Source organism: Micromonospora sp. NPDC007220 (assembly GCF_040634035.1).
Taxonomy (GTDB): Bacteria; Actinomycetota; Actinomycetes; order Mycobacteriales; family Micromonosporaceae; genus Micromonospora; species Micromonospora reichwaldensis.
In genome coordinates, this window is sequence record NZ_JBEYEU010000019.1 from 93,320 (window position 1) to 116,135 (window position 22,816).

8 protein-coding genes are annotated in these 22,816 nt (G+C 74.5%); 1 reads left to right on the forward strand and 7 read right to left on the reverse strand.

The genetic code is table 11. The features are described 5' to 3' along the window. Nucleotides 1–308 precede the first annotated feature (308 nt). Nucleotides 309–1,922, forward strand: coding sequence for an RICIN domain-containing protein (locus ABZ573_RS25220; RefSeq protein ID WP_358121424.1), 1,614 nt, complete (start codon nucleotides 309–311; stop codon nucleotides 1,920–1,922). A 182-nt stretch (nucleotides 1,923–2,104) separates the two neighbouring features. Here the strand turns inward: ABZ573_RS25220 and ABZ573_RS25225 are convergent, their stop codons facing one another. The 7 genes from ABZ573_RS25225 to ABZ573_RS25255 form a co-directional block, all read right to left on the reverse strand. After that, the gene (locus ABZ573_RS25225) at nucleotides 2,105–2,908 is read right to left on the reverse strand and encodes an SGNH/GDSL hydrolase family protein (protein WP_151454649.1); all 804 of its coding nucleotides are present in this window, start codon (nucleotides 2,906–2,908) and stop codon (nucleotides 2,105–2,107) included. Nucleotides 2,909–3,145: 237 nt separating this feature from the next. Further along, nucleotides 3,146–4,324, reverse strand: coding sequence for a class I SAM-dependent methyltransferase (locus ABZ573_RS25230; RefSeq protein WP_358121426.1), 1,179 nt, complete (start codon nucleotides 4,322–4,324; stop codon nucleotides 3,146–3,148). 35 nt (nucleotides 4,325–4,359) lie between these two features. Then, nucleotides 4,360–5,166, reverse strand: coding sequence for an alpha/beta fold hydrolase (locus tag ABZ573_RS25235; RefSeq protein WP_358121428.1), 807 nt, complete (start codon nucleotides 5,164–5,166; stop codon nucleotides 4,360–4,362). 25 nt (nucleotides 5,167–5,191) lie between these two features. Continuing rightward, entirely contained in the window at nucleotides 5,192–6,127 is a 936-nt protein-coding gene (locus ABZ573_RS25240) for a TauD/TfdA family dioxygenase (RefSeq protein ID WP_358121430.1), read from the reverse strand. Nucleotides 6,128–6,183: 56 nt separating this feature from the next. Continuing rightward, entirely contained in the window at nucleotides 6,184–7,512 is a 1,329-nt protein-coding gene (locus ABZ573_RS25245) for an MFS transporter (protein WP_358121432.1), read from the reverse strand. After that, complete coding sequence (locus tag ABZ573_RS25250; RefSeq protein WP_358121434.1) at nucleotides 7,509–8,492, reverse strand: ornithine carbamoyltransferase; 984 nt, start codon at nucleotides 8,490–8,492, stop codon at nucleotides 7,509–7,511. Before ABZ573_RS25250 ends, ABZ573_RS25245 begins: the two co-directional genes overlap by 4 nt. Next, nucleotides 8,492–22,792 carry an amino acid adenylation domain-containing protein gene (locus ABZ573_RS25255; RefSeq protein ID WP_358121436.1) on the reverse strand — a complete coding sequence of 4,767 codons (14,301 nt, stop codon included), beginning with the start codon at nucleotides 22,790–22,792 and terminating at the stop codon, nucleotides 8,492–8,494. The genes ABZ573_RS25250 and ABZ573_RS25255 overlap by 1 nt, the downstream gene beginning before the upstream one ends. Between the last annotated feature and the right edge of the window lie 24 nt (nucleotides 22,793–22,816).

The window sequence follows — 22,816 nt, forward strand, 5'->3', positions numbered from 1 at the left end:
CCGGGACACGAGTGGCGCCCGCATGGAATCCCAGATTCGGCCGTTCCCGCGGGTGATCAGGCGCCCCGACGGGCCTCACCACGGCAGACTTCCCACCGCGCGATCAACGGGTCCGATGTGGCCACCGAACGACTGTCAGGTATCGGGCAGCTCCCCCGACCGCCGGCGGCCGACCGCGCCGACGGCGTTCGCGCCGGCACGGGAAAGCGCTTACCATCTCTTATGCATCGACGGGATTGGATCGCTGGCGGCCTCGACGGGGTGGTCGCGCACCCCTCCCGCCGCCCCGCGCCAGCCGAAGGAGCCACATGACGTCCCCCGACCCGCACAGACATCCCACCCGTCGACGCCTCGGCCTGGTGGCCGCGGCCGCGCTGGCGCTCGTCGGCGCCGCCGTGGCCGTCGGTCCGCAGCCCGCCGCGGCGGCCACGGTCGACCCCGGCGCCACCTACGTCCTCGTCAACCGGCACAGCGGCAAGGCCATGGACCTGTGGGGCTGGTCCACCGCCGACGGCGCGCCGGTCAACCAGTTCACCCGCAACGACCTGGCCGTGCAGCAGTGGCGGTTCGTCGACGTGGGCGGCGGATACCACCAGATCCGCTCGGCGCACAGCGGCAAGGTGCTGGAACTGCCGAGCGCCGAGGACGGGGTCCAACTCGTCCAGAACACCGCCGCCAGCGGCAACACCCGGCAGCACTTCCGGCTCGCCGACGCCGACGGCGGCCACGTCCGCCTCGTCAACCGGCACTCCAACAAGGCGCTGGACGTGTGGCAGTGGTCGACCGCCGACGGCGCGATGATCTCCCAGTACCAGGACCTCGGCGGCGCCAACCAGCAGTGGCAGTTGGTCAATCTCGGCTCCGGCGGCACCGCCTGCGGCAGCGGCGCGTTCCAGGCCGAGGCGGTGCTCAGCGGCGGCACCTGGACCGCCCGCAACGGCGCCAGCACGGTCTACACCGGAAGCGACATGCGCGCTGCCGTCCAAGCCGCCGTGAACAGCCTCAGCGCCGGGCGGACCAGCAAGCAGCGCGTCGTCGTACGAGGCTCCGGCTCGATGAGCGCCGGTTCACGGATCTCCCTGCCCAGCTACACCGCGATCGACGTCTGCGGCACCATCGACGTCACCGGCTCGGGCAGCGGCGACCAGGCGCCCATCTACTCCCGCGGCACCACCAACATCGAGGTCGGGCACCTCACCGTCACCGGCGCCCCGCTCTACGGGATCTTCCTGCGCAACGTCACGGACGTCGTCCTCGGCCGCATCGACATGCGGCTCCGCAGCGGGCTCGGGATCCGCATCGACAACCGCGGGGACACCAGCCAGTGGACCCGCAACGTCCGGATCGACAGCGCGTACGTCTCCGGCGCCAGCTCCCACGCGGTCGAGACGTACGGCGTGGACGGGCTGACCATCGGCACCGTCACGGCCCGCGACGTGGGCGAGTCGGGCCTGCTGCTCAACCAGACGATCAACGCCACGGTCACCACCGTCGACGCCGAGAACGCCGGCGCCGGCACCGGGTACGCCGCCTTCCGGATGGCCAACCGCAACGGGCGCGTGGGCTCCGGCTACCCGACCAACGTCCGGGTGGGCACCGTCCGGGCACGCGGCGGCGGCCGGGGGATCTTCTGCGTCTCCGAGTCCGGCGGCGCCACGGTCGACCGGGTGGACATCGCCAACACCGGCAACAACGCGGTCCTGATCGAGAACTGCCAGAACGTGAACATCGCCGCCGGCGGCGGCACGATCAGCGGCGGCGGCGAGATCCGGCTGGCCGAGCGCACCGAGTTCCCCGGCAACCGGGACATCACGCTGCGCAACTTCACCCTGGTGAACAGCCGGATCGTCGAGAACCCCTGCGCGGACAACCTGACCATCAGCAACGTCGGGCTGAGCAACTCCACGATCGTCCGGTGCTGACCGGGCGGCCCCGGCACGCTCGCCGGGGTCGCTCCGGCCGTCCGGCGCCGCGGTCGACCGGGACGCCGGATGGTCGGACGGGCACGGACGCCGCGCGGGCGACCGTGCCCGTCCTCCCGCCCTGGACGCTCCCGGCCCCGAGGGGGGCGGGACCGGGAGCGTCCGGACGGAGAACGCGTCGGTCAGCCCGCGACGGAGCGGAAGACCGGGTAGTAACCGCCGGACTGGCCGGCCGCGGTCGGGTGGTACGAGATGCCGAGGTTGGCGAAGTTGAGGGCGTGCAGCCACTTCGTGCCGGAGCTGCACAGCTGGTGCCCGACGAACTGCGACCGCACGTCGGCGAACTTGAAGCCGGCGGCGACGGCGGCGGTGCGGGTGAGGTCGTCGACCAGGTTGATGCCCTCGTTGATCTTCGCCCGGGAGGTGGCGCTCAGCCCGATGCAGGTGGTGCCGAGCTGGTAGAAGACCGGGTATCCGACGACCACCACCCGGGCCGAGGGCGCCCGGGTCTTGATGCCGTTGTAGACGTTGCGCAGCAGGCCGGGCAGCTGGGCCCGGGCCTTGTCCTGGGCGGCCTGCACGGCGGCCACGCACTGGGTGGTGCCCTGGAGCACGCAGGTGGACATGATGTTGCCGAAGCCGACGTCGTTGCCGCCGATCGTGACGCTGACCAGGGTGGTGGTGGAGCTCAGCGCCGACAGCTGCGTGTTGATCAGGCTGGTGGTGGTGGCACCGGAGCAGGCGACCGAGCGGTACGACGCGGGCTTGATGTTCGCGGCGTACAGGGCCGGGTAGGCGTTGGTGCTGCGCTGGCAGGAACCGCTCTCGCTGGTGTAGCTGCCGGCACCCACGCCCGATGCGTACGAGTCGCCGAGCGCCACGTAGCGGTCGGCGGGCGCAGCCTGGGCGGGCGCGGACAGGGTGAGGCTGACGCCGAGAGCCGTGGCCAGGCTCAGGGCGAGGGAAACGAGACGGGTTCTCCGCACGTCGCACTCCGGGGGTAGAGGAATCGAGTGCGAGATTGATATCACCGAATATTCGTCCACGAAAGATCTTGCCGGAACATTTAGGGGTGCCGGTAAAGACCTACCGGGTTCCCGTACCGGTACGTGCGCCGGCAGGGGTCGCGTGCGCCCGGACCGGGGTCCCGACCGCACGGTGCCGCGAGTCGCGCGGCCCGGCGGACGCGACCCGGTCGGGGCGTACGCGGACGGGGTGGAACCTCAGCGGGACGAGTCGCCCCCACCGGTGGCCGTCGCCACGAACATGGTCTGCACCTGCTCGGCGGCGTCGAGCCCGGGCACGGCGTGCGCCCGCACGTCGACGAAGCCGGCCCGGCCCAGGGCGGCGCGCCAGCCCGCCACGTCCAGCAGCGGGGACGCCGGCACCCGCGGCTCGTCCTCCGCGTGCCGCCACCAGCCCTCGGCCAGGCCGAAGGTCAGCGTGTTGTAGTCGAGGCGGCTGGTCATCTCGTTGATCACCAAAATGCCGCCCGGCTTGAGCAGCGCGTGGCAGTGCCGCAGCGCGACGGAGATCCGCAGGGTGGCGTGCAGGACGTTGCTGGCCAGGACGACGTCCATCGAACCGGGTTCGAAGCCCTGGTCCTCGGGCGCGCCCTCCACGTTGTAACGGGCGAAGTCGACGTGCGGCCGGTCGGCGCCGAAGCGCTGCCGTCCCAGCCGCAGGAACGCCGGCCCCACGTCGGTGTAGAAGTACCGCAGCCGCTCCGTCCGGTCCGTCAGGGCGTCGAGCACCGGGCCGCTGGTGCCACCGGTCCCCGCACCCACCTCCATGACGTGGACGTAGGACCGCGGATAGCGCCGCAGGAACTGCCGGACGTGCTCCCGCACCCGCGCCGCGCAGAGCCGGTTGTAGAAGTCCAGCTGGACGTTGTCCCGGTAGATCGCGGAGACCAGGTCGGCGGAGCCGCCCGGGAAGAGCACCTCGTTCGCCGGCCGGTCGCCCCGCACCACCTCGACGAGCTGCGTCTGGCAGGCGACCAGCAGCGGCACGTATCCGGCGACCTCCGGGTGCTCCCGGCGCAGCGTCGCCGCCGCCGCGTCGACCGCGTCGTCCCCGGCGAACCCGGCCGCCTCGGCGACCCGTCCGGTCACGGCGAGCCCGTCGCCCTGCCGACGCAGCAGGCCGGCGTCCGCCAGCAGGTCGAGCAGGGCGTCGCCGAGCCGCTGGTAGCCGGGAGCCACCGCGAGCCGGGCCAGGATCTCCTCCCGGCCGGCGACGGCACCGGGGGCGGGCAGGACTCCCGCGGCGGCCAACCGGGCCGCCAGCAACCGCCGCCCGAAGTCCGTCACCGCCTCGAAGGAGGTACGGAACCGCGCGTGGCGTTCCTGGTCCACGTCCACGAGCGGCTGCGGCGTCGCCTCGACGTCCGGTGCGGTCACGATGCGCCCTCCAGGTGCGAGTCCGGCGGTGCCGGTCAGATCAGGTGCGCGGCCACGGATGCCGCGGCACGGGGTACGGTCGGCCGGCCGGCGAGCTGCGCGGTCAGGTCCGCGAGCAGCTCCGCCCGCGCCGGCACGAGATAGAAGTGGTCGCCGGGGAACGCCCGCAGCCGGAAGCCGCCGGTGGTCAGCTCCGCCCAGGCGGAGACCGACTCCCGGTCGCAGGCCGGATCCCCCGTGCCGAGGTACGCCGTGATCGGCGCGGACACGGTCCGCGGCGCGCGCGGCAGGTAGCCGTGGATCAGCCGCAGGTCGGCCCGGAGCGCCGGTACGACCAGTTCCCGCAGCTTCCGGGAGCGGAAGACCACCGGATCCACCTCGCCGAGCGCGGCGATCCGGACGAGGAACTCCTCGTCGTCGAGGTGGTCGGGATGCTGGTCGATCCGGGTGACGTGCGGCGCCCCGTGCCCCGAGACGAACAGGAACTCCGGCACGACGCCGAACCGCTCCTCCAGCCGGACGGCCACCTCGTAGGCGACCGAGGCGCCCATGCTGTGGCCGAACAGGGCGAGGGGACGGTCCAGGTAACCGGTGAGCGCCTCGGTGACCCGGTCGGCGAGCACGTCCATCCGGTCGACGCACGGCTCGGAGAGCCGGTCCTGGCGGCCCGGGTAGCGGACGGCGAGCACGTCGACGGAGTCCGGCAGCCGCGCCGCCCAGGTCTGGAAGAACCCGGCCGAGCCGCCGGCGTGCGGCAGGCAGACCAACCGCAGACCCGCGTGCGCGCCGCCCCGGAACACCCGCAGCCAGGGATCGCCGCCGCTCGGGCGGGACAGGGACATCTGGGGCACTTCCCGGTCGCGCCGCTCAGTCCGACATCGCCACCAGCACCCGGCGGTCACCCGTGTACGGGCGCCGGCCGTGCGCGGTGAGCACGTTGTCGATCAGCAGCAGGTCGCCGACCCGCCAGTCGACGTCGACCGCCGCTTCCAGGCCCCGGTCGCGGATCTGGGTGACGTACTCGTCGGGGATCGGGGAGCCGTCGGCGAAGGTCACCGACTGGGGCAGCTCGTCCGGGCCCATCACCTGGGTCATCACCCGGGCGATGTCGTCGTCCAGGCCGGCCGGGTGCCACTGGTCGGCCTGGTTGAACCACACCTCGGCCCCGGTGACCGGGTGCCGCAGGGTGGACTCCCGCAGCTGGACCACGCGCAGTCCGTCGGCGGTCCACTCCCAGGTGGCGTTGGCGCCGGCCAGGAACTCCTCGACCTCCTCGCGGCTGTCGGTCTCGAACGTCTCCCGCCAGCTCTTGCCCAGCCCCATGCCGTCGTGCAGGTTCTGCTGGTAGCGCAGCCCACCGGCGAAGTCGGCGCGCAGCTGCGGGTCCAGGGAGTCGAGCCACAGCTCGGCGTCGACGACGGGGGTGGCGCCGCCGGTCTCGGCGGCGATCTGGCAGAAGAAGAGCAGCCGGGCCGGCCACTGCGCCGCGTACGACAGCTCGTTGTGCATGGAGATGGTGTACCGGGACGGGTACTCGGTGGACGTGTAGACGTTGCGGCCCACCTTGGTGCGCGGCGAGTTGCCGTGCACGTACGCCAGTCGCCTCGGCAGCAGCAGGTCCATCACCGGGTCCAGGGTCTCCGGCCGCACCCCGAAGCCACGGAAGACGAGCGCCTTCTCGGCCGTGAGCACCTCCGCCAGGTCCAGCTCGCGCAGGTGGTCGACCAGTCCCTCGGCGCTCGGCGCGCAGCCGGCGCTCTCCGGGGTGATCTCCAACGGCTTCCAGCTCGCGTGCTCGTTCATTCCGGGGCTCCTCACCGTCCCAAGCTGTGCGATCCCTCCCAGGCTCTGCCGCTCCGCTATATTCCGTCCATATCGCCACCATCCGGGGTTGCGCGGCCCGCCCGCTCGGCGGCCTCCGCCCGTTCCGCCTCGGCCCGGGCGCGACCGCCGAAGCCGAGCACCGCGAGCACCGCGATCACCCCCATCGCCCCGCCCACGATCAGCATGGCCCTGGTGAAGCTCGTCGAGTCGAGCAGGAAGCCCGCGAACAGCGCCCCCAGCGAGTTGGCTCCCGAGCTGAGCAGCATGACGATCGAGCCGGCCCGCCCGCGCAGGTGGTCAGGTGCGCTCTGGAGCACGTACAACATCCCGGCCACGTTGCTGATGCCGGCGCCGTAGTGGATCAACGCGAAGATCGCGCCGAGGACGACGAGTCCCGGTGCCAGCGCGAGTCCCGGTGCCAGCGCGAGCAGCGGCATCAGCACCGCCCAGGCGATGTTGACCCCCATGATGATCCGGCGGATCCCCCAGCGACTCAGGTAGAAGTTGCTGGTCATCGCGCCGGCCATGCCGAAGACGCTGTTCACCATCAGCAGCATCCCGACCGTGGCTGACGAGCCGCCCAGGTTCTTGACGATCACCACGAGGCCCAGGCCCAGCACCTGGAACAGGATGTTGCTCGCCGCGAAGAGGCCAAGGGCGCGGCGCAGGTAGAGCTGGCCCCAGACGAAGACGAAGCCCTCCCGCACCCGGGTCAGCAGGCCACCGGGCTCGTCCGCGCGCGCCTTCGGCGCCTGCAGGTCCCGCCGCACGAACAGCAGGGTGACCAGCGAGATCACGTGCATCAGCACGGCGAAGCCGAACGGCGCCCAGCGGGTCAGCGCGTACAGCCCGGCGCCGGCCGGCTGGCCGAGGATGCTGGCCGCGTTGGCCCGCGACTCGTTCGCCGCCGTCGCGGCACCATACCTGTCGGCCGGGACCACGTTGAACACCGCGGCGCGTTCGGCCAGGGCGTAGCAGATGCCCAGGCTGGCCTCCACGAACGCGACAGCCATCAGGTGCGGCAGCCACACCGAGTCCCGGGCCACCGCGACCGCGACGCTGCCGATCGCGACGATCCGCCCGACGTTGCAGAGCACCATGGTCCGCCGGCGGTCCCAGCGGTCGACCAGCGCGCCGGCCGGCAACTGGGTGACCAGGTTGGGCAGCAGCGCGGCGAAGGTGACCAGGCTGGCCGCCGTGGCCGAACCGGTCGACCAGAAGACCAGCAGGGTGTAGCTGATCGAGGTGGCCCGGGAGCCCAGCGCCGAGACCCCGGAACCGACCCAGAGCAGCAGGAAATCGCGGTTGCCGGTCAGGCGGCCCGGCTGCCGGGACGTGTCCGCCGGGTGCCCGACCGCGCTCACGACGCGGACCCGGCGGGGGTGGCCCGGCACCAGTCGAGCACGGCCATGGCGCTGTAGAGCTTGTTCTCCGCCTGCTGGAAGGCGATGCTGGCCGGCCCGTCCAGGACCTCGGCGGTCACCTCCTCCCCGCGGTGCGCCGGGAGGTCGTGCATGAAGACCGCGTGCGGGCTGCGCCGCCACAGCTCCCGGTCCACCTGGAACGGGGCGAAGCGCAGCCGCCAGTCCGGGTCGGGCTTGCTGGTGCCGGTGGTCTGCCACCGGGTGGTGTAGATGGCGTCCAGGTCACCCGGCAGGTCGTCCATGTGGTGCCGTTCGACGAGGTGGGCGCCGCAGCGCTGGGCCTGCTCCCGCGCGACCGCCGCGATCTCCGCCGGCAGCCCGTACCCCGCCGGGGTGCGCAGCTCCAGCTCGACGCCGGGGAAGCGGGTCAGCGCCAGGGCCAGCGCGGTCGCGGTGTTGTTCGCCTCGCCCAGGTAGAGCAGCCGCAGGCGCTCGATGCGGCCGAAGCGCCGCAGCAGGGTGGTCAGGTCGGCCAGCGCCTGCGTCGGGTGCTCCTCGGCGCTCATCGCGTTGATCACGGCCATCCGGTGCTGGCGCGACCAGTCGCGCATCTCCCCCGGGTCGGCGGCGGTCCGCGCCACCAGCACGTCGAGCATGCCCGACAGCACCCGGCCGGTGTCCTCGCTGGACTCCCCGGTGTTGACCTGGAGGTCGTTCGGCCCGTACTGGATGGTCCTCGCGCCGAGCCGCAGCGCGGCCACGGTGAACGCGGTCCGGGTCCGGGTCGACGTCTTCACGAAGTAGGTGCCGACCACCCGGTCGGCCAGCGGGCTGGCGGATTCGCCGGCGGCGAACCTCGCCCCCCGCGCCACGATCGAGTAGAGGTCGTCGTCGGTCAGGTCGCGGATCGACACCAGGTGCCGCACCTGCCGGGTCGGTGGGTCGGTGACCGTGGCAAGGCTGCTCGGTACGGTCGTCATCACATTTCCTCCGTCAGTGCGGTGTCGGACGCCAGCCGCGACACGACCTCGTGGCCCTGGTCGCCGTTTGTCAGCAGCACCAGCCCGGAGCCGTCGGGCACCCGGCCGGCGGTGAGCGCCTGGTAGCCGGGGATGCGGCCCCGGTGGGTGAACTCCACCCGTGTCCCGGCGGGCCCGTCGATGCGGTCCACCATGCAGCCGAGTCCGAAGACGCCGCCCGTTCCGGTGGTCAGTTGCGCCACCGCCAGCTCCCGGCTCAGCAGGGCCGGGTCGCCCCGGTACGCGAGGTGGATCTCCCTGACGAGCTGGGCCAGGTCGGTGGCGGTGGTCCAGAGGCCGGCCGCCGCCAGGTCCGTACGCACCTGCCAGCCGCCCGGGAGCGGCTCGCCCCGCTCGTCGTGCCCGACGGCCACCGGCCGGCCGGACGTCTCCGGGAAGCTCTGGTCGAAGCTGCTGCCGGTCATCCCCACCGGTCCGAAGACCAGCTCGGCCATCAGGTCGGCGAAGGGCGTCGCGGTGACGTCCTCCATGAGCTGCTGCACCACCACGAAGTGGCTGTTGCGCTCCACCGCCACCGCGTCGGGCGCGTCGAGCGCCCGGACCGGACCGGTGGGCACGCCCCGGCCGTGCAGCACGTCCGACAGGCTCGGCACGGGGCCGCCACGCGGGTGCCCGGTGCTGCCCGTCGGGGTCAGCCCGGCGACGTGGGAGAGCAGCTGCCGCAGGCTCACCGGTCGATCGGCCGGCAGCTGCCAGCCCTTCAGGTACGCGTTGACGTCCGTGTCGAGCTGGAGTTGCCCCCGCCCGAGAAGGACCAGCGCGCCCACCGCGGTGACCAGCTTGCTGACCGAGCCGACCTGGAAGATTGTCGCCGGGGTCACCGGGGCGTCGCCGCCGGCCGCGCGGTGCCCGGCGGCGCGGACCTCCACCACCTCGCCGTCGGCGAGCAGGGCCAGCGAGGCGCCGGGCACCCGGTGGGCGGCGAGCAGCGGCTCGACAGCCGGCAGCACCGGCACGGCCCGCGCCACGCCGGCGCGTACCGCCGGATCCGCCGCTTCGACGGACGCCGCCGCCCCGGTCGGGGCGAGCGAGGCGGCCAGCTCGGCCAGGGTCCGGTCGAGCATCGCCGCCCGCAGCGTCAGCGGAACTCCGGCCTGCCGGGCCGCCGTGACCACCGGTACGACCAGCAGCGAGTGCCCGCCCAGGGCGAAGAAGCGGTCGTGCCGGCCCACCCGGTCGATCTCCAGGACCCCGGCCCAGATGTCGGCGATCAGCTTTTCCAGCCCGGGGCGGGGCGGGGTGTGGTCGGCCGCCCCGGCCAGGTCCACCGGGGGCAGCGCCCGACGGTCGACCTTGCCGTTGGCGTTGAGCGGGATGGCCGGCACCGGGACGAAGACGCTCGGGACCAGTTGGCTGGGCAGCCACCGGGCACAGTGCGCGGCCAGGTCCGGCGCGTCGCCGACGTGGTAGGCCACCAGGCGGGGTCCGCCGGCGCCCGTCGACTCGACGGTCACCACCGCGTCCCGCACGCCCGGATGCGCCACCAGCACCGCCCTGACCTCGCCGGGCTCCACCCGGTGCCCTCGGATCTTCACCTGGTCGTCGACCCGGCCGAGCAGGTCGAGCTGCCCGTCCGGCAGCCAGCGGCCCAGGTCGCCGGTCCGGTACAGCCGCCCGCCGTCCGCGGCGAACGGATCGGGCACGAACCGGTCGGCGGTCAGGTCCGGCCGGCCGGCGTAGCCCCGGGCGAGGCCGGGGCCGCCGAGGTGGACGTGCCCGACCACGCCCACCGGCACCGGTTGCAGGTCGGCGTCGAGGACGTACGTGCGCATCCCGGCCATCGGCCGGCCGATCGGCGCGACGTCGCCCCGCAGCGGCCCGGTGACCGGGTACCGGCTGACGGCCACCGTCGCCTCCGTCGGCCCGTACTCGTTGAGCAGCACGCTGCCCGGCGCGAGCGCGTGCCAGCGGTCGCAGACCTGCCGGGTCAGCGCCTCGCCGCCCAGGACCAGCAGCGGGGTCAGGGCCGCCGCCTGCTCCGCGCCGAGCTGGCGGGTCAGCAGGTCGAGGTGGCCGGGGGTCAGCTTGACGAAGCTGAACGGGCCGGCGTCGGCCAGCCTCGGGCCCAGCTCGTCCAGCCCGGCGCCGGGCGGCAGCAGCCACAGCCGCTGCCCGGTGACCAGCGGCGCCCAGATGCTGGTCACCACCATGTCGTACGCGACCGACGAGAAGAGCGCGGCGCCGCCGGTGCGGTCCCCGATCAGCTCCTCGGCCGCCCAGCCGAGGTAGTTGGCGAGGCTGCCGTGGGTGATCTGCACGCCGTTCGGCCGGCCGGTCGAGCCGGAAGTGAAGATGACGTACGCGAGGTGCTCCGGGTCGGGACGGCCGGGCGGCGGGTCGGCGGGCAGCGCGGCGATCCGCTCGGCGTCGCGGTCGAGCAGCACCAGCTCGACGCCGGTGAGCCGGTCGGCGTGGCCGGTCGAGGTCACCACCACCGTCGCCCCGGCGTCGGCGAGCATCGCGGCGACCCGCTCGGCCGGGTGCCCCGGGTCGATCGGCAGGTACGCGCCGCCGGCCCGCCACACCCCGAGCAGGGCGGCGACGAGGTCGGCGCCCCGGTCCAGCAGCACCCCGACGACCCGCTCCGGGCCGATCCCCGCCCCGCGCAGGTGGTGGCCGATGCGGTTGGCCGCCGTGTCCAGCTCGGCGTAGGTCGTACCGTCGACGGCCTCCGCGTCGGGGGTGGCGGCGGCCCGCGCCGCGACCCGGTCCGGGACGAGGTCGACGCATCCGGGCACGGCCGAGGCGTTCCAGCCCACCAGCACGTCGTCGCGTTCCCCGGCGGGCAGGTACGCCGCCCGGGGGTCGCCGTCGGGGTCGGCCACCATGGCCTCCAGCACCAGCCGGTACATGCCGCCCAGCCGCGCGGCGTCGGCCCGGCCCATGGCGTGGCTGTCGGTGCTCAGTTCGAGCCTGCCGGCGCCCGCGGCGACGGCGAGCGCGAACTCGGAGGTGCTCGCGCCGATCCGCTCCACGGGCGCGGTGCGCCCGCCGTCGACCTCGGTGAAGTCGAGGTAGCTGAAGTAGACGTCGGTCAGGCCGGCGCCCCGGCCGGGGGTGCGGATGGCCGGCGCCGGGTAGCGGCGGTGCGGCCACAGGTCGGCCTCGCGGGCGTGCACCCGCTGGACGAGCTCCCGCCAACTGCCCGCCGTCCGGTCGTGCGGGAACGGCAGGGTGTTCAGCGACATGGCGTAGACCCGCTCGCTGCCCACCACGTCCGGCCGGGTGTTGCAGACCAGCCCGCTGTAGAAGGCCGGCTCGTCGGTGAGCTGGCTGAGCACCTTCAGGTGCGCGGCGTGCAGCACCGCCTTGAGCGAGACCCGGGCCGCCGAGGCCAGGGCCCGCATCCGCGGCTCCAGGTCCGCGTAGGACACCACCTCGGTGTACGGCTCCCGGGTGGCCGGCGCGGGCGGCGCCCACGCGGCGGGGAGCAGGAACCTCGGGTGCCGCTCGACCACGTCCTGCCAGTACCGCTGGTCGGCCGCCGAGTCCAGGGCGCGCAGCTCGCCGGCGACGAAGTCGGCGAAGCGCACCCCGGGCGGGGCGGTGACGTCGGGTTCCGCGCCCGCCCGCCGCGCGTGGTACCGGTCCAGGATCTCCATCACCAGGGCGTGCAGGCTCCAGCCCTCGATGATGACGTGGCAGATGGTGAGCACCAGCCGCCAGCTCCGGTCGGTCTCCAGGCACACGGTGAACCGCAGCAGCGGCGCCCGCTCGACGTCGAACAGCTCGGCGTACTCCTCGCCGACGAGCCGGCGCACCAGGGCCGTCCGGTCCGCCTCGGCGACCCCGCGCAGGTCGCGGGTGCGGACCGGGACGTCCACCGTGCGGTGCACGAGCTGCATCGGCACCGAGTAGCCGCTCGTGTCCACCGAGGTACGCAGCACGTCGTGCCGGGCCACCACCTCGGCGACGGCGGTCCGCAGCGTCGCCAGGTCGAACGGCTCGTCGTCGGGGATCAGGAACGAGACGACGTTGTGGTAGTGGTTCTGGCCGTTGTCGGCCAGCATCTCCAGCAGCATCCCCAGCTGCACCCGCGACAGCGGGTACGCGTCGTCCAGCCCGGCCGGCAGCAGCGGCAGGTCGGCGGGGGCAACCAGCTCGAAGGGCTCGACGGGGCGGTCGGTCGGCGCCGGCGCGTCCCGGCTCGCCAGCACCTCGCCGAGCGCCCGGACGCTCGGGTGCCGGAAGATGTCCGCGACCGTCACGTCCAGCCCGGCCGCGCGCATCGTGCCGGCCAGCACCAGCGCCGTGATGGAGTGCCCGCCGAGGTCGAAGAAGCCGTCGGTGACGCCGACCGCCGGCAGGCCCAGCACGTCGGCCCAGACGGCGGCCACGCGCTCCTCCAGCGGACCGGCCGGGGCGACGAAGTCCCGGCCCGCCAGCGTCGCGCCGGTGGGGGCGGGCAGCGCCCGCCGGTCCAGCTTGCCGCTGTTGTTGCGCGGCAACTGTTCCAGCAGCACGAACGCCGACGGGACCATGTACTCCGGAAGGCTGCGTCCCAGCCGCTCGCGCAGCGCGGCGACCTGCGGCGGCTCCCCGTCGCCGGCCACCAGGTACGCGGTCAGCCGGGGGTCGGCCGGGTCGTCCGCGCGCAGCACGACGACCGCCTCCGCGACACCGGGCAGCGCGGTCAGCGCCGCCTCGATCTCGCCCGGCTCGATCCGGTAGCCCCGCAGCTTCACCTGGTCGTCGAGGCGGCCGAGGAACTCCACGCTGCCGTCGGGCAGCCGGGTGGCCAGGTCGCCGGTGCGGTACATCCGGCTGCCGGCCGGGCCGTACGGGTCGGGCAGGAACCGCCGGGCGGTCAGGTCGGGCTGGTTGAGGTAGCCGCGGGCCACCCCGTGCCCGGCCAGGTACACCTCGCCGGGCACGCCGATGGGCGCCGGGTGGCCGTACTGGTCGAGCACGTACATCCGCACGCCGGACAGCGGCCGGCCGATGCGGCTGCCCACGCCGGGCGCCAGGTCGGCCCGGGTGATCCGGTGGTAGGTGGAGTAGACGGTGGTCTCGGTGATCCCGTACATGTTGACCAGCGCGGTGCGGGCCAGCCCGAGGCGGGACGCCCACGGGGCGAGGTCGGCGAAGTCGAGCTTCTCCCCCGCGATGACCACCGCCCGCAGCGACAGCTCCCGGATCCCGGGGGCGTCCTCGGCGGCGAGCCGGACCAGCCCGCGCAGCGCCGTCGGGGTCTGCGCCAGCATGGTGACCCGCTGCGTCACCAGCAGGTCCAGCAGGTCCTGCGGCACGCGGGCCACCTCGCGGGGCACCACCACCAGCCGGCTGCCGTGCAGCAGCGCCCCCCACAGCTCCCAGACGGAGACGTCGAAGGCGTACGAGTGGAACAGCGCCCACACGTCGGTCTCGTCCACCGCGTAGTGCTCCTGCGCGGCGTCGAGCAGGCGCAGCACGTTGGCGTCGCTCACGCAGACGCCCTTGGGCCGACCGGTCGAGCCGGAGGTGTAGATGACGTAGACGAGGTCGTCGGGGTCGCGGGCGATCCCCGGATCGGTCTCCGGGTGCCCGGCCAGGTCGCCGGAGTCCAGCAGCACCCGCCGCCCGTCGAAGCCGGCGAGCACCTCCGCCTGCGCGGAGGTCGTCACCACGGTCCGCGCCCCGGCGTCGGCCAGCATGTAGCCGATCCGCTCGGCAGGCTGGGCCGGGTCCAGCGGCAGGTACGCCGCGCCGGCCTTGAGCACGCCGAGCAGCGCGGGCACCAGGTCCGCGTCCCGGTCGAGGCAGACCCCGACGACGGTCTCCCGGCCGGCGCTGGCCGCGCGCAGGTGGTGCGCCAGCCGGTTGGCGGCGGCGTCGACCTGGGCGTACGTCAGCTCGACGGCGCCGGCCACCACGGCCACCGCCTGCGGATCGCGGGCCAGCTGGGCCTGGAACAGCTCGACCATGGTGCCCGTGACCGGCTCGTCGGCGCCCTGGTCGGTGACGCCGAGCAGCCGGTCGCGCTCGCCCCCGGGCACGCAGACGGCCTGGCAGTCGTCGTCGGGGTCGGCGACCATCGCCTCCAGCACCGCCCGGTACATGCCGGCGATCCGGTCCAGGTTGGCCTGGCTGACCAGTCCCGCCCGCGCGGAGAGCGCGTAGCGGCCCCGCTGGGCGAAGCAGGAGAGGTCGAACTCGGTGGCGCCCTCGCCGGCGGCGCCGGTGATCACCGGGCCGGACCCGTCGCCGCCCTGCGTCGCGCGGCTGAAGTCCTGGTAGTTGAACAGGACGTGCAGCAGCCGGTGGCCGGCCTCGCGCTGCATCTCGGCCAGCGGGAACCGCCGGTGCGGCCACAGCGCGACCTCCCGGTCGAACACCGCGGCGACGAGGTCCCGCCAGGTGCGGGCGGACCGGTCGTACGGGAACGGCACCGTGTTGAGGTACATGCCGTGCACCTCGTCGGCGCCGAGCACCTCGGGCCGGGCGTCGCAGACGAGGCCGGCGTGGAAGCCCGGCTCGCCGGTGAGCTGGCTGAGCACCTTCAGGTGCGCGGCGTGCAGCACCGCCTTCACCGACACGTCGGTGTCGCGGGCCAGGGCGCGCAGTGCCTCGTCCAGGTCGGCGAAGTCGACCGTGGCGTCCACCGTGGCGTCCGGCGCGTCCGGCTCGCCCCAGCCGGCGGGCAGGGTGAACGGGGCACGCCCGTCCCACACCGACCGCCAGTGCTCGCGGTCGGCGGTCGACTCCAGCGCGGCGATCTCGGCGGCGATGAAGTCGGCGTAGCGCACGGGAGGCACGTCGGCCGACGCCGGGGTGCGGCCGTCGGCCAGTTCGGCGTAGCAGTCGAGCACCTCGGTGACCAGCCGCGCGCTGCTCCAGCCCTCGGTGACGGTGTGGGAGATGGTGAAGGTGAACCACCAGCTCTCGTCGCTGTCCACGTGCGCGGTGACCCGCAGCAGCGGCGCGGTGGCGACGTCGAACGGGCGGGCCCGTTCGACGGCGATGAACTCCGCGAAGAGCGCGGCGTGCCGCTCGGCCGGGACGCCCCGGCCGTCCTCGACGCGCACGTCGGGTTCGGCGTGGGCGTGCACGAGCTGCATCGGCACCGAGTAGCCGACCAGGTCGAACGACGTGCGCAGGATCTCGTGCCGGGCGACCACGGCGCGGACCGCGCCGCGCAGCGCCCCGGCGTCGAACGGCCGCCCGTCGCGGACCTGGTGGGCCAGGACGCTGTGGTAGACCGCGCGGTCGCCGCTGACGGCCGACTCGACAAGCATGCCGAGCTGGGTGCGCGACGCCGGGTAGGCGTCGACCAGGCCGCCGGGCAGCCTGGCCCGGTCGGCGGCGCCGATCAGCGCGTACGGGGCGACCGGGCGGAACTCGTCGGTGTCGGCGTCGGTCAGCGCGGCGGTCAGCCGGCGTACGGTGCGGTGGGCGAAGACGTCCCGCACGCTGGTGGGGTGCCCGGCGGCGCGCAGCGTGCCGACGAGGGTGACCGCGAGCATCGAGTCGCCGCCGAGGTCGAAGAAGCTGTCGGTGACGCCGACGCGGGCCACGCCGAGCACCCGCGCCCAGATCCCGGCGATCTCCTCCTCCACGTCACCGGTCGGGGCCTGGTAGTCCCCGGTCGCGTACGCGCCGGCCTCGGGGGCCGGGAGCTGGCGCCGGTCGACCTTGCCGTTCGGGTCCTTGGGGATGGCGTCGAGGGTGACGTAGGCGGCCGGCACCATCGCCTCGGGCAGCGCGGCGAGCAGCCGCTCCCGCAGCCCGGACGGGGTCGGTGCGTCGCCGGGGGTCGGCAGCACGTACCCGACGAGGGTGCGGCGGCCGTCGTGCTCGCGTACGGCGGCGACGGCGTCGGCCACGCCGGGGCAGCCGCGCAGGGCCGTCTCGATCTCCCCCAGCTCGATGCGTACGCCGTGCAGCTTCACCTGCGAGTCGAGCCGGCCCAGGAAGTCGACGGTGCCGTCGGGCCGCCACGCCGCCGCGTCCCCGGTGCGGTACAGCCGCGACCCGGGCGGGCCGTACGGGTCCGGCACGAACCTCTCGGCGGTCAGCCCCGGCCGGCCCAGGTAGCCCCGGGCCAGCCCCGTCCCGCCGATGCACAGCTCGCCGGGCACGCCCAGCGGCACGGGGTCGAGCCGCTCGTCGAGGACGTACAGCCGCAGGTTCGGGTGCGGGGTGCCGAGCGGCACCCGGGACAGCCCGGCCAGGGCGTCGGCGGTGCACTGCCAGCTGCTCACGTCGACGGTGGCCTCGGCCGGGCCGTACGTGTTGTGCAGCTCGCAGCCGGGCAGCGCGGCCAGGAACGCCCGCGCCACGTCGACGCCGATCTCCTCGCCGCCCACCGCCACCGACCGCAGCGACCGGCAGCCGGCCAGCCCCTCGGCCAGCAGCGCCGGGAGCATCGACGGCACGAAGTGGACGGTGGTGACGCCCTCGCGGGCCATCAGCTCGCACAGGTACGCGGGGTCGCGGTGCCCGCCGGGGCGGGCCACCACGATCCGGGCGCCCGCCGACAGGGCCGCGTAGACCTCGCCCGGGGAGACGTCGAAGCCGATCTCGGTCTTCTGGAGCACGACGGCGTCGCCGTCCAGCCGGTAGACCTGCGCGCCGACGTGCCCGGTCCGGTTGACCAGGGCCCGGTGCGACAGCAGCGAGCCCTTGGGGCGGCCGGTGGACCCGGAGGTGTGGATGACGACGCTGCCGTTGTCGGGGTCGGTGAGCGGCTCCGGGTCGGTCGGCGGGCGGTCGGCCCAGGCGTCCGGCTCGTCGAGCAGCACCACCGTGGCGTCGACCGGCGGCAGTTGCGCCCGCAGCTCGGCGGTGGTGAGCAGCACCGGGGCCGCCGCGTCGGCCAGCATGAACGCCAACCGCTCCGCCGGGTACGACGGGTCCAGGGGCAGGTACACCCCACCCGCCTTGTGCACCGCCAGCATCCCCACGACCTGCTCCACCGACCGGTGCGCACACACCCCGACCAGCACCTCCGGCCCCACCCCCAGCTCCCGCAGGTGGTGCGCCAACCGGTTCGCCCGGCCGTTGAGCTGCCCGTACGAGAACGACACGCCCTCGGCCGTGATCGCCACCGCGTCCGGCCGCCGCGCCGCCTGCGCCTCGAACGCCGCCGGCACGTACCCGCCGACCTCGACGGTCCGGCCCGGGGCGAACCGGGCGATCTCCTCGCGCTCCCCGGCCGGCAGGCGCGGCGCCGCCGCGTCCCCGTCCGGGTCGGTCACCATCGCCGTCAGCACCTCGCGGAACATCGCCCCGATCCGCACCAGGGCGGCCGGGTCGGCGGTCCGGCTGTCGCTGACCAGGCGGACGGTGCCGCCGCCCGCCCCGACCGACAGGCCGAACTCGGTGGCCCCGGGCCCGCCGACCTCGACGAGGTCCGTGCCAGCGCCCGGCGCCCCGGCCGCCGCGCCGCCGTCCTGCCGGGTCTCCACGTAGCCGAAGACGACGTCGATCGGCCGGGACCCGGCGTCGGCCAGCCGCGCCACGGCCGGCAGCGGGTAGCGCCGGTGCGGCCACAGCTCCACCTCGCGGTCGAAGACCGACCGCACCAGCTCCCGCCATGTCCCCGCCGAGCGGGCGTGCGGGAACGGCAGCACGTTGATGTACATCCCGTGCACCCGCTCCGCGCCCCGCACCTCCGGCCGCGCGTCGCACACCAGGCCCGTGTAGAAGGCGGACCCGCTGGTGAGCTGGCTCATCACCTTCAGGTGCGCGGCGTGCAGCACCGCCTTGACCGAGGTGTTGGTGTCGCTGGCGAGGCGTCGGAGCGCCGCGTCCAGGTCGTTGACGTCCACCGTGTACCGGCAGACCGCCGCCGCGCCGGACCGGTCGCCGAAGGCGTCCGGGAGGGTCAGCTTCGGCCGCCCGGTCACCACCGCCCGCCAGTGCTCGGCGGTCTCCGGCGAGCGCAGCGCCGCCAGCTCCCCGGCGACGTGGTCGGCGTACCGGACGGCGGGGGGCTCGTCCTGCTTCGGCGCCCCGCCGCGGCTGCGCCGGGCGTACTCGCCGAGCAGCTCGGCGAGCAGGGCGTTGAGGTCCCAGCCGCCGGTCACCAGGTGACTCACGGCGAGGGTCAGCCACCAGGCGCCGGCGTCGTCGGCGTGCGCGGCGACCCGCAGCAGCGCGGCGGCCGAGTCCAGGTCGAAGGGGGTACGCCGCTCGGCGGCCAGGTGCTCCTCGTGATCAGCGGCCGGGTGCACGGCGACCGGCACGGCGACGCTCGCGCGCACCAGCTGCATCGGCACCGAGTAGCCCGTCAGGTCGACCGAGGTGCGCAGCGTCTCGTGCCGGGCGACCAGCGCGTCGACCGTCGCCTGGAGCGCGCGGGCGTCGAACGGCCGCCCGTCGTCGACCCGGATCGACTGCACGATGTGGTACAGCGACCTCTCGGGGTCCTTCTGGATCTCCACGGCCATGCCGACCTGCGCCTGCGTCGCCGGGTACGCGTCGACCAGGCCGCCGGGCAGCCTGGCCCGGTCGGCGGCGTCGATCAGCGCGTACGGCTCGACGGGACGAAAGGCCCCCTCCTTGGGGGTGTCGGCCTCGGCGAGCGCGGTGACCAGACGGCGGATCGTGCGGTGCGCGAAGATGTCCCGCACGGTGACGTCGTGGCCGGCCGCGCGCAGCGACCCGACCAGGGTCACCGCCGTCATCGAGTCACCGCCCAGGTCGAAGAAGCTCTCGGTGACGCTGACCCGGTCGAGGTCGAGCACCCAGGACCAGACGCCGGCCATCGCCGACTCCACCGGGCCGTTGGGCCGCTCGTAGCGGCCCCGGGCGTAGGACCGCGCGTCCGGCGCCGGCAGTTGCCGCCGGTCGACCTTGCCGTGCGGGTCCACGGGAACGGCGTCGATCGTGACGTACGCGGCCGGCACCGTCGCCTCGGGCAGCTCGGCCAGCAGCCGTTCGCGCAGCTCACCGGGGGTGGGCGCGGGCCCGCCGTCGGTGACGAGGTAGCCGACCAGGGTGCGCCGGCCGTCCTGCTCCCGGACCGCGGCGACCGCGTCGGTCACCCCGGGGCAGCCGCGCAGGGCCGTCTCGATCTCCCCCAGCTCGATGCGTACGCCGTGCAGCTTCACCTGCGAGTCGATGCGCCCCAGGAAGTCGACGGTGCCGTCGGGCCGCCACGCCGCCGCGTCCCCGGTGCGGTACAGCCGCGCTCCGGGCGCGCCGTACGGGTCCGGCACGAACCGCTGCGCGGTCGTTCCGGGCGCCCCGAGGTAGCCCCGGGCCAGCCCCGTCCCGCCGATGCACAGCTCGCCGCGCACCCCGACCGGCACCGGTTGCAGGTGCTCGTCGAGCACCCGGACGGTGAGGTTGGTGAACGGGGTGCCGAGCGGCACCCGGGTCAGCCCGGCCAGGGCGTCGGCGGTGCAGAGCCAGCTCGTGACGTCGACCGTGGTCTCGGCCGGGCCGTACGTGTTGTGCAGCTCGCAGCCGGGCAGCGCGGCCAGGAACGCCCGCGCCACGTCGACGGCGATCTCCTCGCCGCCGACGGCCACCGACCGCAGCGACCGGCAGCCGCCGATCCCCTCGGCCAGCAGCGCGGACAGCATGCTCGGCACCAGCTCGACGGCGGTGACGCCCTCGCGGACGATCAGCCCCCGCAGGTACGCGGGGTCGCGGTGCCCACCGGGGCGGGCCACCACGATCCGGGCGCCCGCCGACAGGGCCGCGTAGACCTCGGCCGGGGAGACGTCGAAGCCGATCTCGGTCTTCTGGAGCAGCACCGCTTCTTCGTCGAGGCGGTTGATCCGCCGGCCGGCGTACGCGGAGCGGTTGACCAGCGCCCGGTGCGGCACGAGGACGCCCTTGGGCTGGCCGGTCGAGCCGGAGGTGTAGATGACGTAGCAGCCACTGTCGGCGTGGGTGACCGGCTCGGGGTCAGTGGCCGGCTGGCCCGCCCAGGCGTCCGGCTCGTCGAGCAGCACGGTGGCCGCCTCGGCCGCCGGGAGCTGACCGCGCAGCTCGGCGGTGGTGAGCAGCACCGGGGCCGCCGCGTCAACCAGCATGAACGCCAGCCGCTCCGCCGGGTACGACGGATCCAACGGCAGGTACACCCCACCCGCCTTGTGCACCGCCAGCATCCCCACGACCTGCTCCACCGACCGGTGGGCGCACACCCCGACGAGGACCTCCGGCCCCACCCCCAGCTCCCGCAGGTGGTGCGCCAACCGGTTCGCCTGGGCGTTCAGGTCCCGGTAGCTGACGCGGGTGCCGTCGCAGGTGATCGCCACCGCGTCCGGCCGCCGCGCCGCCTGCGCCTCGAACGCCGCCGGGGCGTACCCGCCGACCTCGGCGGTGCCGCCGGACGACCAGCCCTCGACCTCGTCGCGTTCGGCCGCCGGAAGGCGGACGGCGACCGCGTCGCCCTCGGGGTCGGCCACCATCGCCGCCAGCACCTCGCGGAACATCGCCCCCACCCGGGCCAGCGCGGCGGGACCGAAGGCGTGGCTGTCGCCGACCAGGTCGAGGAAGCCGCCGGCGGCGGTCACCTGGAGGGCGAACTCGGTGCCGCCCTCCCCGGCGATGGCCTCGAAGTCGACGGACTCGTCGGCGACCGCCCCGGCCCGGCGGAATTCGGTGTAGTCGAAGACGACGTCGATCGGGCGGGACCCGGCGCCGGCCATCCGCTGCACCGCCGGCAGCGGGTACCGCCGGTGCGGCCACAGCTCCACCTCGCGGTCGAAGACCGACCGCACCAGCTCGCGCCACGTGCCGGCACCCCGGGCGTGCGCGAACGGCAGCACGTTGATGTACATGCCGTGCACCCGCTCGGCGCCCCGCACCTCGGGCCGCGCGTCGCACACCAGGCCCGTGTAGAACCGCCCCTGGTCGGTGAGCTGGCTCATCACCTTCAGGTGCGCGGCGTGCAGCACCGACTTGGGCGACACGTCGAGGGTCGACGCCAGCGCGCGCAGCTTCGGCTCCAGGTCCTGGTAGCTGACCCGGGTCCGCAGGCTCTCGCGCGGGCCGTCGGTGCGGCCCCAGCCGTCCGGCGTGGTGAAGCCGGCGTAGGTGTCGACGATGCCCCGCCAGTACGCCTCGTCCTCGCCGCCCTTGAGCGCGGCCAGTTCGGCGGCGACGAAGTCGGCGTACCGGACGGCGGTCGGCTCGGGCGACTCGGGCACCATGCCGGCGCTGCGCCGCTCGTAGCAGCCGATCAGCTCGACCAGGAGGGTGTTCAGGTCCCAGCCGCCGGTGACCAGGTGGCTGACGGCGACGGTGAGCCACCAGCCCCGCTCGTCGGTGCGGTGGGCGGCGACCCGCAGCAGCGGCGCCGGCTGGTCCAGCGCGAAGGGCCGGGCCCGTTCCGCGTCGACGTACGCCCGCAGCCGCGCCTCGACGTCGTCGCCGGTCAGCTCCGTCACCCGTACGTCGACGGGCGCCTCGGCGTGCACGAGCTGCAGCGGCACCGAGTAGCCGGTGAGGTCGAACGAGGTACGCAGCGTCTCGTGCCGGCCGACCACGTCCCGCACGGCGGCCCGCAGCGCGTCGACCGAGAACGGCCGGCCACTGTGCACCCGGAAGCAGCGCACGATGTGGTACAGCGACTTGCCGGGGTCCTTCTGGATCTCCACGGCCATGCCGACCTGCGCCTGCACGGCCGGGTAGGCGTCCACGAGGCCGGCGGGCAGCGCGGCCCGGTCGGCGGCGGTCAACAGGGAGAAGGGCGCGACGGCTTGGAAGGCCGGGGCCGCCGGGGCGGCGTCCTTGGCGGAGAGGTGCCCGGCCAGGGCGGCGACCGTGCGGTGCACGAAGACGTCCCGGACGGCCACCCCGAAGCCGGCCGCCCGCAGCGCGCCGACCAGGGCGACCGCGCGCAGCGAGTCGCCGCCGAGGTCGAAGAAGCTCTCCCGGGTGCTGACCTGTTCGAGGTTGAGCACCTGGCCCCAGATCCCGGCGAGCCGGCTCTCCAGCTCGGTCTCCGGGGCGACGTGTGCCCGCTCGACGGGCACCGCCGCCTCCCAGAGGGCGGCGCGGTCGACCTTGCCGTTGGCGTTGAGCGGGATCGCCTCCACGGCGACGAACTCGGCCGGGACCATGTACTCCGGCAGGTGCTCCGCGCACCGCTGCCGGATCCGGTCCAGCAGGCCCGGCGTCGCCGGCGCGGCCGGGCGGTAGAACGCCACCAGCCGGGCGTCGCCCTCGGCGGCCGATCCGGAGACCAGGGCGACCGCGTCGGCCACGCCGTCGGTGCCCTCCAGGACCGTCTCGATCTCGCCGAGTTCGATCCGGTAGCCGCGGATCTTCACCTGGTGGTCGACCCGCCCGACGAACTCCACCGCCCCGTCGGGCAACCGCCGCAC